The organism is Clostridium beijerinckii, assembly GCF_036699995.1.
Taxonomy (GTDB): domain Bacteria; phylum Bacillota; class Clostridia; order Clostridiales; family Clostridiaceae; genus Clostridium; species Clostridium helianthi.
The window spans coordinates 4,524,230-4,540,037 of record NZ_CP144906.1 but is presented as its reverse complement, the minus strand read 5'-3'; the positions used below and the strand labels follow the sequence as shown (position 1 = coordinate 4,540,037).

Below are 15,808 nucleotides of genomic sequence, written 5' to 3'. Positions count from 1 at the left end.
TTTAGCTTGTCAAACTGAAAGTTGGAGCATGCTAAATTGGATATAACCTGCTGCTTAGAACCTTCAGCGATATTTTCATAGCTTTTCGGAACAAAATATTTATGATTTCGGTAAGTTACCACATAAATCTAGTTTCAAATTTGGATATCTATATGCATGATCAATTAAATATTGAAAATTAGTTAATCATAAAGAGGTGATTTTATAAAAATGGATAATGTAATACTACACGTAGATATGGATGCTTTTTTTGCATCTGTTGAGCAAAGAGACAATCCAGACCTTAAAGGGAAGCCCGTTATAGTAGGCGGGATAAGTGAAAGGGGAGTAGTATCAACTTGTTCTTATGAAGCAAGAAAATACGGCGTTCATTCAGCTATGCCGATGTTCATGGCTAGAGAAAAATGTCCGAATGGAATATTTGTATCTGGGAGATATGGAAAGTATGCTAAAGTATCTCAGGAGATATTTGAAATATTTAATGAAGTAACGCCACTAGTAGAACCTGTATCCATTGATGAAGGTTTCTTAGATTTGTCTCAAGGAAAAATAAAAGATGGAATTGAGGCTGCAAGGTATATTAAAAATAGAGTATTTAAGGAAGTTGGTTTAACTTTATCTATTGGTATATCTTATAATAAATTCTTGGCAAAGCTTGCTTCTGAATGGAATAAACCAAATGGAATCAAAGAAATAAGAAAAGAAATGATTCCTGATATATTATTTCCTCTTCCTATATCTAAGGTTCATGGTTTAGGTAAAGTATCAGTAGCAAAGTTAAATAATATGGGGATATATTATATTGAAGAATTATATAAGATGCCCAAAGAATTTTACATAGAGTATTTGGGCAAGAATGGTATTGAGATATACGATAGAATAAGAGGAATTGATGGTAGAAAAGTTGAGTTAATTCGTGAAAGAAAATCTATAGGAAAAGAAAGGACTTTAAAATTCGATACTAAGAATAAAGAAGAATTGAGAGAATACATTAAAGAATTTTCTTTTGAAATCGAAGAGATTTTAAATAGAAAAAATGTCAGTGGAAAAACTGTAACACTTAAATTCAAAACCAAGGATTTTGAAAATCATACAAGAAGTAAAACATTAAATTATTATATTGGCACTCAGCTTGAAATATATAAAGTTGCAGAAGAGCTATTAGATAGTGAGCAATTGAAAGAAGAAGTAAGGCTGATTGGAGTCAGCATATCTTCATTCAAAGAAACAGAAGTACAGCAAATGAGTTTGCTATAATGAAGTTCGCGCTAGATACTATAGTTAGGTATATAAACAACGAAAGGAAGGTCATGCATTTGTTCCGGTTGCCAGAATATTTAACCGTGAATTTCCAATAGCATAAGTTGTCCTATTTCTGCGTGTTCCCGAGACAAGCTCGTGACAAGCAAAAATAATACAACTTCTACTAAGGAAATGTCTGCGGTTAAATATTCAATGCAACACTTCCACAAAAGCATGACCTTCCTTTCTGGCATATACTACAATATATAAGATAGTGTTTAACTTTACACTCGTTATCTAGGCGCGAAATAATCAAAGGTATATGTGAAATACTTAAAGTGATAGCAAAACAAAGAAATAGAATACATATATGTGAAGTCAGGCATTGAAAAATGAGCTGTTGGTATTTCTTAATGAGACGTTGTTCCATTTTGCTTGTCCAAATAAATTTGGAGCACGCATAAATGGGCACATCGTCCCATTTAGACATACCTAGCGAAGTTTTTCTAGTCCTGCGGAACATATATGTATTCTATTTCGGGTGTTTATCGCTTCACTTTAAGTTCTGCACAATACCAATACCTTATGATTGTGCTTAAAGAGCATATTCAAGAATTGCTCTTAAAACTCCATGTTCTACATTACTTGCAGCTATGTACTTACCATATTGCTTCATGTCCTCTGGAGCGTTTTCCATGACAAAGCTATACTCAGCTTCAGCGAGCATTTCTATATCATTGTAATAATCTCCGAATACCATAGTTTCTTCTTTTGATATATTATCAGTATTCATAAGACTCTTTAAAGCAACACCTTTGTTAACGCCTTTGTTTGAAATATCAGTCCAAATTGCAGCTGTTGAAACTATATTAAGATCATTGGTTAATTCACTGTCAGTTATATTATTAGTACCTTCCAAATTACAAATACTAATTTTAATTATATCATCATCAATTTTACTTAAATCATCTACAATTTCTAATGTTGTATAATATTTCTTTATTTCAGTCAAATATTCTTCAGAATAATTTTCAATATATGCACAATTTGGAGAGCATACTACTAATGCATTTGCTTTGACTTTTTTAGCTTCACTGATTACATTTTGAACCATATCTTTAGCTAAAACACTTTTATAAATTATCTCATTATTATCAACAACTAAAGCTCCATTTTCACAAATAAAAGATAAATATCTTCCTACAGGGCCAAAGTTAGTTTGTAGCGTATAATAAGGTCTTCCGCTAGCAGCAACAAGTTTTATGTTTTTTGCTCTTAAACGGTCCAAGATATCAGTAAATCCATCTGGTAAGTGACCATTCTCATCTAGTAAAGTTCCATCCATATCTGTTACAACTAATTTAATCATAAAATCTCCTTCCAATGCTTCGAATTTTAAAATATATACATTTAAAATGATAACACATATTTAAGAACTAATAAAGGTGATGATTCTACCATGGAAGATATGTACATATAGATTACATTTTAAAGAATAATTTATAACTTGTTTCACATCCTATAAGTAAAGGAAAATCAAATTATTATTTATGAAGGAGAAAGATGAAAAATATTTTGAATAGAATAAATAGTATTTTTAAAAATATCAATTATCCATTAGCAGCTTTTTTCCTAGTAATAATAATAGGCATATTTACTTTATTTATTAAACCTATTATTGGTATGGCTGACAATGGGGATTTCTATAGAGTGATAAGTTCAAATGGTGTATATGAATTAAATCCAAATGATAGTGATTTATATAATGGATATTTTTATAGGTATTATGGAATTTATAAATACAATAATGATATAGAAAAAAACTTTATATCAACTCAGGGAATTTTCATTAAGATAGCAGTTTACATAAGCCAGATGATTAATAAAAATTTCATTTTAGATATAAGATTCATGTCATGGATGTTTTTATTTGTAGAGGCAATTGGAATTTATTTAATTGTAAAGGTATTAATAAATCAAGTTACTGAAGAAAAACATAAATTAATAATAACGTTAGTAACCATTTTTATATTTTGTGACACAACATATTTAGCTTATTATAATTCTTTTTATGGGGAAGCTATTAATATAAGTTTCTTTCTGCTCAGCATAGGAATTTTATTAAATATGGCAGAATTCAATAAGTTTAGCAAGCTGAATATATTGTTGTTTGGAATCTCATCTTTTATATTTTTAGGTTCAAAACAGCAGCTTTCTCCAGTTGGTATTTTAATTGCAGTATTATGTCTTAGAATAGGATTTAAAAATAAGGAAAAATTATTTAAGGGGCTATCTATGGTTTTAGCTATTGGATTTGTGATAAGTTCAATATTGTTCTATAAGCAAATAACTGGGGATTTTCAATATATTAATGGATATCATGCAATGAATAGAGGGATTTTATTATATGAAGAAGACCCTGATGAAGTTATGAAATTTTTTAACTTAAATGAGCAGTATTCCTTATTAAAAGATACAACTTTCTATGATGATGTGACTTTAGTTAATTTATATGATAAACAGCTTATAGAGGATTATTATAAAAAATTTACTACAACAAAAATAATCTCTTATTATATTACAAATCCAAGGGCATTTTTTAAAATGTTAAAAATAGCTTTTGATAATGGATATTCCATAAGACCTAATGCAATGGGGAATTACGAGAAATCTGAAAACAAAGAATTTGGGGCTAAATCATATTTTTTTGCATTATATAGCACAGTAAAAGAAAAAGTATTTACAGGAAATATTGTACTATCAATTATTGTGATAATAGGGTATTGTTATTCTTCAGCTGTTAGATACATAAAGGCGAGAAAAATCAACTGTGATACTATGATTTTCAAAGAAGAGGCATATTTTTATATATTTTTAGTTGGAATATCTCAAATTATAATATCTGTTATAGGGGCAGGAGATGCAGATTTAGCTAAACATGTTTTCATGTATAATATGAGTTTTGATTTGATTTTAATATATTTTATATCTATAAAATTACAAAAGCATCAAGTTAAGATAAAATCAAAAAACAATAAATAGATATATATGTTTTAATTTACAATGCACAATTGCAGCTGAAATTCCTGTAACATTTTTACAACATATATGTTTAAGTTATTAAGCTCATATCTTTACTAGAAATCATAAATATATTTGTAACCACAAGGGTCATAATATGGAGAAAACATTTGAAAATTAGCGTTTGATTTATACTTTGAAATATATTTTATACTAGAAAGTAGAAATATTTTTGCGCAGCAGGCATTTAAAAATGAGATGTTAAAAGTGCTTTATTGTAGGTTGTTCCACTTGTGCTTGTCACACTGAAAGTGGGAGCAAGCACGAGTGGCGACAACCTGCAATTTAGCACTTTCAGCGAAATTTTTATAGTCCTGCGAAGCAACAATGTCTTTACTTTCGGTTGGCTATATGTATAAGTCTAATTCATACTTGTGTTATCTATATAGATAAGTCAATTATAAGTTAGATTTAGACTATGAAATATATCCTAACAAGAAATGAGTAATATACTTTTGTGGAATGTTTCATTGGTAATTTTGATGGATGTGATTCTTTGGCTATAAGTTGTTCCAAATGTGCTAGTTCAAAAAGTGAGAATCGAAAAGTGATGCTCCAAATTTTACATTTGGTAAGCAGAACTTTCCCTGTGGGCATTTTATATTTCGTTCTTCGAACTTTCTCTGTGAGCGCTTGTTCTTTGAGGCTAGCACTTTGGGTGCAACTTTATAGCCTTAGAATCACCCATCAGAATTACCTAGAAACTGGAACAAAAGTATGTTATTCATTTCGGCGAGTTATATGCATAAGTTCAGGTCTTAGTTGAATTATCTATATATGAAAGAAACAATAAGTAAAATTTGATTTTGTATTCACTTTTAAGTGTTTTGAACTGGAGGAATGATATGTGGAACCAGTTAATGTAAGAAAAAAGGTTGATATCCTAATAACTATACTTATAGCATATTTCTTTGTTTTATGTTTAAGCTATAAAGTTTTTGAATTGGATAATTCTTTTGAAAATTATATTATGCTCGAAGTTGTAATGATAATAGCTCTTGTAAGTTATTATACTAATGTTACATTGGCTTTAGTTGTTACTCTTACAGCTGATTTTATTTATATGAGTTACAAATTATATTTAAATTTCTGGGGAAATGTAAATATTGATTTTTACTCATATTACTGGATTTTTCTAATTCCAAGTACAGCTATTTTAATGTCTTTAGTTTCAAGAAATATTTTTGCGCTTCAAACAGAAAATGAAAGTTTGATAAATGAAAATTCAGAATTAGTCATGATAGATGAGGAAACAAATATTAAAAATCAAAGAGCTCTTTTAATGGAGCTGCCAATATATATGAAGCTTAGCACAAGACATAAAATTCCTGTTACCTTACTTATTGTAAAGATTAAGTTTGCAGAAAAACTTAGAAGTATTTTAGGAAAAGAAGGATATAAGCTTTTGCTGATTCAGGCAAGTCAAGTTCTTGAAAAAAGCTTAAGAGAGGAAGATATTAAATATATAATAGATGATAAGACTTTTGGTTTTTTGACAATTACTGATATGAGTGGAGCTAAAGTTGTAAAGGAGAGATTTAGAGAGAACATTAATAAATATGATTTTACTAAAGGATCTCACTATAAAAAAGTGAAGCTTGATATTCAAATTGGTAGTTATACCTTTGATAATTCTATAAAAGATCCATTGGAACTCATTAGACTGGCAGAGAAGGAATTGGAATATGATATACATGAATAAATGCTTTATTTATAGAGTTATAACAATTTTGATTTGCTTTATAGGCGCTGAGTATTTTATTAACCCCATGAAATGTTATGGAGAAAACGAGAAAGTACTTATTTTATATGATAAAAGTAAGGAATATGGAAGTGAAAAAAATTTATTGAGTTCTTTAGTTAAAAGTCAGTTGTCAAAAGAAAAGGAAATTAACATATCTAAAATAAATATAGATAATCCAAAAGATGTGGAGCAGTATAATGAAATATTTATTTTAAATATTGGAGAAGAAAATCATAGTATAGAGGAATTAAAATCATATGACAGAAACATTAAATGGATAAAGAAATCTTCTGAACTTTTAGATAAAAAGGGTTTTAAATTAAAAACTGAAACTTACTTATATCTTGATAATGTAACTCCTTTTAATGATTTAAATAATTTAATAGGCGAAATTGATTATCTAAAAGATAAGGGGATTAAATTTTTTATAGAAGCAGCGCCGGTATTTGTAAATGAAGATTTAAAAGCCATGGGCAGATTTTCAGAAGCTTTAAGATATGCACAGGCAAATGGAGGAAAAGTAATACTTAAGTTTCCTATAATTAATTCTAAAGGAGTAAATGGCACAGGTACAGGGGGAAAAATAATTGGAGATAAACTTAAAGAAGCCTTTAAGAATTATACTAATTATTGGATTTATCCAGTTGGAATAAATGCTGATGAAGAATTTCTCTATAGAGAAGATTTGAAAAATATTTTAGAAGGCACTAATACTTTATTTCTAAATTACAATGAAGATATTAACATTGATATAGATAATTATGAAATCAAAGCTTATACCAATTTTATTCAAAAAGTTGATTTAAACGACTATATTAATAATGAAAAAATAAGCGGTAAAAATGCAATAAAAATAGAAAGTAACTGCAATTTAGAAGAATTTAAAAATAATATTGATAAAGTTTTAAGTAAAGAAATTAATCTTATTCCAAGTAATAAAATGAGCACTTATATAAAGTTTGAAAGTGAAATTAAGAATGATAATGGAAGAGTTTTCTTTAACAATCAAGAGGTAACTCAGGATAGATTTATTAATGCAGAAGAATATGAAAATGCTGTTAACAAAACAATTAATAAAGAAAATCCAATTAAAGAGGATTTAACTCTTACTAATAGAAGACTGGAAATATTCAGTGGAGCAGCTTTAATAATATTTATAGGAATACTTATAATAAGCAGAAATATAGAAAGAAAAAGGTTTTTTAAATAATGGTATGAATATTTTAGATTATTTAGTTATATATTCACTCATAGTAATATGGATAACAATTTTTATGAATGTGATATTAGTAATAGCCGGATATATGTATTATTCAAAAGTAAACAAGGAATATATGTATGAAGAGCTTGAAAGCTATCCATTTGTATCAATATTAGTTCCAGCTCATAATGAAGCTGTAGTAATAAAAAAGACAGTAATTTCTTTGTTAGAATTGGATTATCCAAATGATAAATATGAAATTATAGTAATAAATGATAATTCAAGCGACAATTCTAAAGATGTACTTGAAAATGTCCAAAAAACTTATTATGGCAGAAATCTTATAGTGATTAATACTGATAATATAATAGGGGGAAAAGGAAAATCAAATGCTTTAAACATAGGTCTTCAAAGAAGCAAGGGAGAAATTTTAGCGGTTTATGATGCAGATAATACTCCTGATAAAAATGCTCTTAAGTATTTGGTGCAGACTTTGATAAAAGATAAGAAATTGGGAGCAGTTATTGGAAAGTTTAGATGCAGAAATAAGGATGTAAATTTACTTACAAACTTTGTTAATATAGAAACTCTTACATATCAATGGATGGCGCAGGCAGGAAGATGGTATATGCTTAAACTTTGCACCATTCCAGGAACTAATTTTGTAGTTAGAAGAGAAGTGATGGAAGAAATGGGAGGTTGGGATACAAAAGCTATAACAGAAGATACAGAAGTCAGCTTTAGAATTTACAGAATGGGATATAAAATAAAATTTATGCCTCTTGCAGTAACTTATGAACAGGAGCCTCAAACTATTAAAGTATGGTTTAAGCAGAGAAACAGATGGGCAAAAGGAAATATATATGTGGTAATAAAAAATCTGAAATATTTATTTGGATTAGAAGCAGGAGTGACAAAATTTGATATTCTATATTATACTTTGGTTTATTTCTTTTTTTTATCTGCAAGTGTAATATCAGACTGTTTATTTTTGCTTGGAGGAGCAAATTTAATTGAACTTCATATTGGAGGGTATGAGATTATTTTATGGTTTATGGCATTATTAGTATTTGTCTTATCAGTAATGGTAGCAATTTCAACGGAAAAAGGAGAATTGAATGTAAAAAATGTATTGATTATATTTTTAAGCTATTTTACTTATTGCAAAATGTGGGCTATAGTTTCGGTGGCTGGTTTTTACAATTATATAAGGGATGTTGTATTGAAAAAGGAAGCAAAGTGGTATAAGACAGAAAGATTTTCTTAAGGAGGAGCAGCATGAAAGGATATATTTCAAATAAAGTAATGAGGAACAATGAAAAGCACATCTTTGGAGTATTATTTTTTTTCGTGTGTTTTATTTTTTCTACAGCGATTTTGATATTTAATACAGGTGCTGAAGTATTTGCTGCATCTGAAGGAAATAATATAGAAACAACTGAAAGTATAAAAACTTATAGTTTAAGTAATGACATATCCGTTAATGGAACTTTTTCAAGTCATAGTATATATTTCAATGTAGATAAATGGTGGGAAAATACTAAAGCTGAAGTTCAAATGAATTTTTCTATAAATCAATTAATTGATAATAGTAAAAATTCCTATATAAAATTATCCGTTAATGGAACGCCTTTTTATTCTCAAAAAGTTTATTACAGAGCAGATTCAGAGGTTCAGCAGTTAACGGTATCTATACCAAAGGAGCTAATAAAAACTGGATCTAGTGAATTAAAAATAGAAGCTTACTTAAGATCATCTGAGGACCCATGTGTAGATGATGTTAATTCAGCTAATTGGTTTGTAATAAAAGATGGTACTAACATAAAAACAACCTTTAACAATATTATTTCCAATAATAAAATATCTGATTTTCCATATCCATTTTTAAAAAATCATGATAATGATAGTGATTTAGAGGATTTATTAATTATAATTCCAGATGATTACACTGATTCAGAGCTTAGTGCTGCATACATCTTAAATTCATATTTACAAAAACTAAATGATAAATATGAAAATAAAATAAGTATAACTAAGTATGGAGATTTTCAAAAAGGAGAAAATACCAATAATATATTTATTGGAAAATTTAATAGTTTTCCTAATGAGTATACAGAAGAAAATGATCAAAGTGATGAATGTCTTATAAAAATATCAAATTCATTGTATTCAAAAAATACAAATATTAAAAACATGATGATTTTGTGTAATGATGATGACAACTTAATAAGAGGAGTTAAAGCACTGGGAAACCAAGAGTTAATATCTCAGTTAAGTGGTGATACTTATAAAGTAAATAAAGATTTAAAGGTAGATACAGTTCCAGATACTAAAAGTGGAAAAATCACTTTTGATAGTATGGGAATTGGAGAAATACAGTTAAAAGGTGTTTTTAGAAGAGAAGCTGGAATAAGCTATAGTATTCCTAAAAATAAGGTTTTTTCTCAAAGCGATAAGCTTAAAATTTTTATGAGATATTCAGATAATCTTGATTTTGATAAATCTTTAGTTACAGTGTACGTTAATAATACACCTATAGGAAGTAAAAAACTTGATAAGGGTAAGGCTTTAAATGATGAATTGGAGCTTAGTTTACCAAATGATATAAGTTACACAAACTATTTAGATATAAAGCTTGGTTTTGATTTAATTTTAAAAGATACATATTGTGAAAAAAGAGAAGAGGATATGCCTTGGGCCCTTGTTACAAGAGATTCGTATTTATATATTGGTGATAACGATACGGAAGGATATTATTTTTCAAGTTACAGTGCACCATTCGTAAAAGACGAAATGTTTAATGATACTGCAATGATTGTTCCAGATAGTCTAAGTTCTAAAGAAATGAATTCATTAGAAAAAGTTATTGGTTTTTTAGGAAAAGATGTTACCTACAATAATGGAGATTTTAAAGTTATCAGTAATTCAAATGTGACAGCTGATGATAAAAAGAAAAATATAATAGTCTATGGAACACCAAAAACTAATAAATTAATTCCAGAGATAAATGATAAATTATGGTTTAAGTATGATGAAAGCTATTCAAAATTTTTATCAAACGAAAAGCTTCAATTAACAGAACCTTTTAGCTATAAGATTGCAAATTTCCAATTTGATATATCAAAATACAACAGCCAAAAGGCAATGCTTGTATTAACCTCACCAGATAATAAAGTATTAGAGGACTCTCTAGATTATTTAAGTGTAACGGAGATGTTTCAAAAACTTAATGGAGACTGCGCAATAATAGATGAAGAGGGGAATATTAAAACATATAAAATGAAAAAAGAAACTACAAAGCCAGTTTATGAAAAGGTAGAGGAATTAGGCGGCAATGCTAAGATAATGCTTATAATAATAGGTTTGTTTATAATATTTGCAGTAATTGCTATAGTTCTATATTTATATAAAAACAAAAGCAAAGACAAGAGCGATAAAGGTAAAATAGGAAGTAGAAGAAGACGATACAATAAAAAATAATAAGTTAGTATGTTGAGTTTATTTTTCATAATACTGATTCTATAACAATAAGGCTCTGTATAGTAATTTGCATTGTTCGCATTAACAGTCGTTCTGTTTGACACAATTCAATTAATATCATATTCTGTTCTGTTGGGGAATTATAGTTGTATAACTTAACTACATCTCAGCTAAGTATATTGAACTAATAGAGCATATAAGAAAACAATATACCTATGATGAAAAATAATTATAGTATTTTGTATTTGTTATTTTATGTTTATGAATACATCCAACTTTTAATTATTTTTAAGTAAATGTTTTCGGAGGTCTGATCGTATTTGAATAAAAATTTAAATATGATAACATAGTAATTGAGAAAAATAATAATTAAATACTTTATAAACTATATTTGTTGTAATGTACAATTCACATTTCACAATGCACAATTACAGCTAAAGTTCTTGTAATATTTTTAGAATTACGATGAAGAATTATTTTTGCAACATATATAGTTTTACCAAAAATAGATAAATGGGGTGATATAATGAAATATGCATTAGATGTGCATACTCATACTATAGCAAGCGGCCATGCTTACTCAACCTTAATGGAAAATGCAAAAGCTGCTTCGGAGAAAGGAATAAAGGTGCTTGGTACTACAGAGCACGGAATTACTATGCCACATTCTCCGCATATATGGTATTTCAATAATTATAAGGTGCTGCCAAGAGAACTTTTTGGAGTTACAATGCTTTATGGAACTGAGGCTAACATAATTGATTATGATGGAAGCTTAGACATGGATGATTTAACATTAGAGAAATTGGACATTGTAATTGGAAGTATACATGATGAAGTTTACAAAGTTGGAAATATTGCAGAAAATACACAAGCTTTTATAAACGTAATAAAGAGTGGAAAAGTTGATATAATTGGTCATCTTGGAAATCCAGGAGTTCCAGTTGACTTTGAAGAAGTAATAAAGTGTGCTAAGGAAAATGATGTTTTAATAGAAATTAACAATAGCTCATTTACAACATCTAGAATTGGAAGTTTAGGTAATTGTACAAAAATAGCATCGCTATGTAAGGAACACGAGGCTAAGCTAATAATAAATAGTGATGCGCACTTTTGTACTCGTATTGGGGAATTTACAGAAGCTATTAATATGCTAGAATCAATAGAATTCCCGGAAGAACTTATAATAAATAATGATCCAAAGGAATTATTATTGAGATTAAAGAAAAAAGGTAGAATAAAAGATTTAGAAGTAGAATAATTGCAATAGAAATTAAACAATAGAATGTATGATAAGCTAAATTCTTATAGATATCCAAACATACGCGTAAAGCTAATGAGTATTTTTACAGTTAAATCATATATTAACAGTTATAAAAATAATAAAAAAAGTCATTCCTAACAATAAACACAAAAAAGAAAGGAATGACTTTTAATGAAAATTAATTTAAATTCATTAAGTAGTATGGATAAAATTAAGAAAATTATTAATCTTTTTTCAAAAAGATTAATAACAAAAACCGCCGTGACTACTGGATTTACACAAAGAAATAGTAAATTGGATGGATTTACATTTTTTAAAGCATTTACTTTTGGAGTTTATAGTCTTGAAAATCCGTCATTAAGAAATATAGCAAATTTTTGTGAAGATATAAACCCTAATTTGAAAGTGTCTAGGCAAGCTATAGAAAATAAGCTCAAGGCAGGTTCAAACTTTTTAAAAACTATTCTTACAAATATTATTGAGGATGAAATAATTAAGAGCATTAAACACAATCACATTGAAATATTTAAAGCCTTTAATGATATAAAAATCTGCGATAGTAGCTTAATCAAGCTAAATGACTCGTTAAGAGATTTTTATAAAGGTTTTTCAGAAGATAAGTCGGCATCTGAAATGAAAATACAAACAGTATATAGTTTCAAAAGTAAGCAGATTGAAACATTTGAATTTGAGGATGGCACAACAAATGATAATTCATATATGAAAACTTTGGCGGACAAAATTAACACTAATGAAATTCTATTAGTTGATTTAGGATATTTCGATAAAAAGTGTTTTAAAATGCTTGAAAAGAAATCTGCTTTTTTTCTTAGTAAAATTAAATATAATACTGCACTTTATAAAGAAAATTATAAAAAAGGGAATTTTGAAAAAGTTGAAATGATTGATTTCTTAAAGAAATCGAGCGGTGTTATAGATACTTATTTATATGTTGGAATGAAACAAAATAATAGAGAAGAATTTAGAGTAATAGGAAAAAGATTACCAGAAGAAATTGTGAATTTGCGAATCCGAAGGGCTAGAGAAAAAGCAAAAGCTCAAGGAAGAGCCCCAAAGAAAATTGACAAGGAACTGATGAGCTGGGTTATTATGATAACAAACATTGAAAAAGAACAAGCCGATGTGGACATGCTCCTTGATATTTATAGGTTAAGATGGCAAATAGAACTCTTATTTAAATGCTGGAAAAGCTACGGAAAGATTGACTATGTCAAATCAGCAGGAATTGATTACTTAAATTGTTTGCTTTATGGTAGATTGATAATAACTTTGCTAATAAATACAGTTTATTCTGAATTGTATTTTAAGTATAAAACAGAAGAAAATAGAGAAATAAGTATGCTTATGATATATTCAACTATAGGAAGTAAACTTAAAGAAATATGCCTTAATTTCATTCCTAAAAAGGAAAACTTGGAAATAATATATGAGATACTAGTAAGTTTAGGAAGGAGCTGTAAGCGAGAAAAAAGAAAACGCCAAACTACAGAGGGAAAATTAATGAGCTACTCTCTTCCCCCTACAATTTGGTGATTACTGGTTAAGCTTTACGCGTATGGATATCCAAATTTAAAATTATATTTATGTGTGGGAAAACCGAAATTAGATACAAATTTGTTCCAGCGGACTAGTGAAATTTTCGCTGGATAGTTCTAAGTGGAAGGTTGAACTCATTTCTGCATGCTCCAAAAACAAGTTTAGGACAAGCAGAAAATGGAACAACCTTCAACTAAGAACTATCACAACTCAATTTCAAATGCCGCTTTCTCAAACATGTATCTAATTTCTAGTATAATTCACAAAGATTAAAGTATAGGTATATCTTTTGGGTTGGATATCTATAGTATGGATACCCAATCATAAACTATACGTAAACTATGAAATATCCTCCAGATAGAAATGAGTAATATACTTTTGTGGAATGTTTCATTGGTAATTATGATGGATGTGATTCTTTGGCTATAAGTTGTTCCAAATGTGCTAGTTCAAAAAGTGAGAATCGAAATTTTATATTTCGTTCTTCGAACTTTCTCTGTGAGCGCTTATTCTTTGAGGCTAGCACTTTGGATGCAACTTTATAGACTTAGAATCACCCATCAGAATTACCTAGAAACTGGAACAAAAGTATGTTATTCATTTCGGAGAGTTATCTGTATAAGTTCAGGTATTAGTTGGGTTATGTATACATTCTATTTTTTGACTAATATTTAATTGAAAACTTTTTTTCACCATCTAATACTGGAAGTATATTTAAATCTATATCGGAAACTTTAGCAAATCCATTTCCTTTTTTTATTTCGGAAACGAAAGATAAGACATTAGTTTCTAGTCCTTGAACCTCAATTTCTACATTTCCGTTCATAAGATTCCTACACCAACCAGTTAAATTTAGTTTGCAAGCTGTAAGTTGAATAAAATATCTAAAACCAACACCTTGTACTCTTCCTTGTACTATTGCTGAATATCTAATCATGTGTTTATCCTCCAATTCCTTTATAAATCGATACTTTTGATAAAATATGTTTTTCTCATATCAGGCCTATTAGGTCAATTTGCTGATGAGCAGAGAAACCAAATCTATGATTTGGTGTGAATTAGTTAAGCAGACATTCAAATCTGTGATTTGATGATGGCCGCTTACTCTGTGAATACTCAGTGAGCGCATGTGAGTCGAGCTTCCAATGATGTAAAATAGGATGGCAAATATACTTGTTATTTATTTGATTGTTCCTAGCTATAGTGATTCATATAACTTAACATATATTTCATTATTTATTTTTTTATTATATCATAATACATCTAAAAATTAGATGATAATCACAAAAGTATTTAAAATTTTCAGAATCTTTAGTATAATGTATATATATTAGGGAATAATATGAATTAATTACACTATATGGAGGTCTTCGTATGATTGAAAGAAGCGTAGTATTAGTTAAACCAGATGGAGTAGAAAGAAATATAATAGGAAATATTTTAAGTTGTTATGAAGATAATGGTTTAAAAATAGTAGCCCTAAAGCTTATGAGAGCTACAAGAGAAATTGCTGAAAAGCATTATAGTCAACATAAAGGAAAAGACTTTTATGAGGAACTTATAACGTTTATAACAAGGAGCCCACTATGTGCATTAATATTGCAAGGTGAAGATGCTGTAGCAAGAATAAGAAAGATTAATGGAGCAACTAGTCCAACAGATGCAGAAGAAGGAACAATAAGACATAGATATGCTAGAAGTAAGACAGAAAATTGTGTTCATGCATCAGACACTGTAGAAAGTGCTAAAGAAGAAATTGATTTATGGTTTCCAGAAATATAAAATACGGACTTTAAATGAATGAATAATTGAATATTAGATTTAAAAAGGCCTACTTAGAATACAATTAGTATTTAAAGTAGGCCTTTTTGTGTGTGGAGAATATAGATATCCAACTGTAAAACTAAATTTATGTGGTAACTTACCGGTACGCCAAGCAAGGGCGTAAAAGATAATGAGGGCTAACCTTCCTCATTATTACTATATAGCAGGTGGGAATCCTGCATGACAAAGGCCAGCAACCAGTCATTAGTTAGTCTTGGGCTTATTATGGCGATGTAATAAGTTAAGTGTAGACAAACAAGGTACCAGGCCGCAAGCGAATGCTGAAACTACTAGCCACGAAATTATCACAAAGTCAGAAAGGACGATAATATCGGTAAATTAGAAGTCAGAACATAGATAATCATTATTGCAAGAATATCTGTGCTTTCTCGTGGTTTTAAGGTGTAGCATGGTA

At 28.6% G+C, this 15,808-nt stretch carries 11 protein-coding genes; 9 read left to right on the top strand and 2 right to left on the bottom strand.

Annotated elements, in window-relative coordinates:
- Positions 1 to 210 precede the first annotated feature (210 nt).
- Positions 211 to 1,257 carry a DNA polymerase IV gene (locus PZA12_RS20805; RefSeq protein WP_077855374.1) on the top strand — a complete coding sequence of 349 codons (1,047 nt, stop codon included), beginning with the start codon at positions 211 to 213 and terminating at the stop codon, positions 1,255 to 1,257.
- Positions 1,258 to 1,837: 580 nt separating this feature from the next.
- Here the strand turns inward: PZA12_RS20805 and PZA12_RS20800 are convergent.
- On the bottom strand, positions 1,838 to 2,611 hold the full coding sequence (locus PZA12_RS20800; protein WP_103697535.1) for an HAD family hydrolase: 774 nt from the start codon (positions 2,609 to 2,611) through the stop codon (positions 1,838 to 1,840).
- 194 nt (positions 2,612 to 2,805) lie between these two features.
- Here PZA12_RS20800 and PZA12_RS20795 point away from each other — a divergent pair, with 194 nt between their 5' ends.
- The 7 genes from PZA12_RS20795 (at position 2,806) to PZA12_RS20765 (ending at position 13,566) form a co-directional block, all read left to right on the top strand.
- Positions 2,806 to 4,284 carry a hypothetical protein gene (locus tag PZA12_RS20795; protein WP_023973262.1) on the top strand — a complete coding sequence of 493 codons (1,479 nt, stop codon included), beginning with the start codon at positions 2,806 to 2,808 and terminating at the stop codon, positions 4,282 to 4,284.
- A gap of 886 nt (positions 4,285 to 5,170) precedes the next feature.
- Entirely contained in the window at positions 5,171 to 6,025 is an 855-nt protein-coding gene (locus PZA12_RS20790) for a diguanylate cyclase domain-containing protein (protein ID WP_077831527.1), read from the top strand.
- Positions 6,009 to 7,277, top strand: coding sequence for a DUF2334 domain-containing protein (locus PZA12_RS20785; RefSeq protein WP_103697534.1), 1,269 nt, complete (start codon positions 6,009 to 6,011; stop codon positions 7,275 to 7,277). Before PZA12_RS20790 ends, PZA12_RS20785 begins: the two co-directional genes overlap by 17 nt.
- Positions 7,278 to 7,281: 4 nt before the next feature.
- A complete protein-coding gene (locus tag PZA12_RS20780) occupies positions 7,282 to 8,535 on the top strand; it encodes a glycosyltransferase (RefSeq protein ID WP_039769550.1) in 1,254 nt (417 codons plus the stop codon).
- A gap of 11 nt (positions 8,536 to 8,546) precedes the next feature.
- Positions 8,547 to 10,748, top strand: coding sequence for a cellulose biosynthesis cyclic di-GMP-binding regulatory protein BcsB (locus PZA12_RS20775; RefSeq protein WP_103697533.1), 2,202 nt, complete (start codon positions 8,547 to 8,549; stop codon positions 10,746 to 10,748).
- A 526-nt stretch (positions 10,749 to 11,274) separates the two neighbouring features.
- Positions 11,275 to 12,009, top strand: coding sequence for a phosphatase (locus PZA12_RS20770; protein WP_103697532.1), 735 nt, complete (start codon positions 11,275 to 11,277; stop codon positions 12,007 to 12,009).
- A gap of 174 nt (positions 12,010 to 12,183) precedes the next feature.
- Complete coding sequence (locus tag PZA12_RS20765) at positions 12,184 to 13,566, top strand: IS4-like element ISCb2 family transposase (RefSeq protein WP_103697531.1); 1,383 nt, start codon at positions 12,184 to 12,186, stop codon at positions 13,564 to 13,566.
- Between the two features lie 667 nt (positions 13,567 to 14,233).
- Here the strand turns inward: PZA12_RS20765 and PZA12_RS20760 are convergent.
- Complete coding sequence (locus PZA12_RS20760; RefSeq protein WP_039769542.1) at positions 14,234 to 14,506, bottom strand: acylphosphatase; 273 nt, start codon at positions 14,504 to 14,506, stop codon at positions 14,234 to 14,236.
- A gap of 437 nt (positions 14,507 to 14,943) precedes the next feature.
- On the opposite strand from PZA12_RS20760, the gene ndk reads away from it, so the two are divergent.
- Entirely contained in the window at positions 14,944 to 15,351 is a 408-nt protein-coding gene (gene ndk / locus PZA12_RS20755; RefSeq protein ID WP_103697530.1) for a nucleoside-diphosphate kinase, read from the top strand.
- Positions 15,352 to 15,808: the final 457 nt, after the last annotated feature.

Bases quoted from the DNA above. Each gene is read 5' to 3' on its own strand.
- PZA12_RS20805 (WP_077855374.1), top strand. From the start codon at position 211: ATGGATAATGTAATACTACACGTAGATATGGATGCTTTTTTTGCATCT.
- PZA12_RS20800 (WP_103697535.1), bottom strand. From the start codon at position 2,611: ATGATTAAATTAGTTGTAACAGATATGGATGGAACTTTACTAGATGAG.
- PZA12_RS20795 (WP_023973262.1), top strand. From the start codon at position 2,806: ATGAAAAATATTTTGAATAGAATAAATAGTATTTTTAAAAATATCAAT.
- PZA12_RS20785 (WP_103697534.1), top strand. From the start codon at position 6,009: ATGATATACATGAATAAATGCTTTATTTATAGAGTTATAACAATTTTG.
- PZA12_RS20780 (WP_039769550.1), top strand. From the start codon at position 7,282: ATGAATATTTTAGATTATTTAGTTATATATTCACTCATAGTAATATGG.
- PZA12_RS20775 (WP_103697533.1), top strand. From the start codon at position 8,547: ATGAAAGGATATATTTCAAATAAAGTAATGAGGAACAATGAAAAGCAC.
- PZA12_RS20770 (WP_103697532.1), top strand. From the start codon at position 11,275: ATGAAATATGCATTAGATGTGCATACTCATACTATAGCAAGCGGCCAT.
- PZA12_RS20765 (WP_103697531.1), top strand. From the start codon at position 12,184: ATGAAAATTAATTTAAATTCATTAAGTAGTATGGATAAAATTAAGAAA.
- PZA12_RS20760 (WP_039769542.1), bottom strand. From the start codon at position 14,506: ATGATTAGATATTCAGCAATAGTACAAGGAAGAGTACAAGGTGTTGGT.
- ndk (WP_103697530.1), top strand. From the start codon at position 14,944: ATGATTGAAAGAAGCGTAGTATTAGTTAAACCAGATGGAGTAGAAAGA.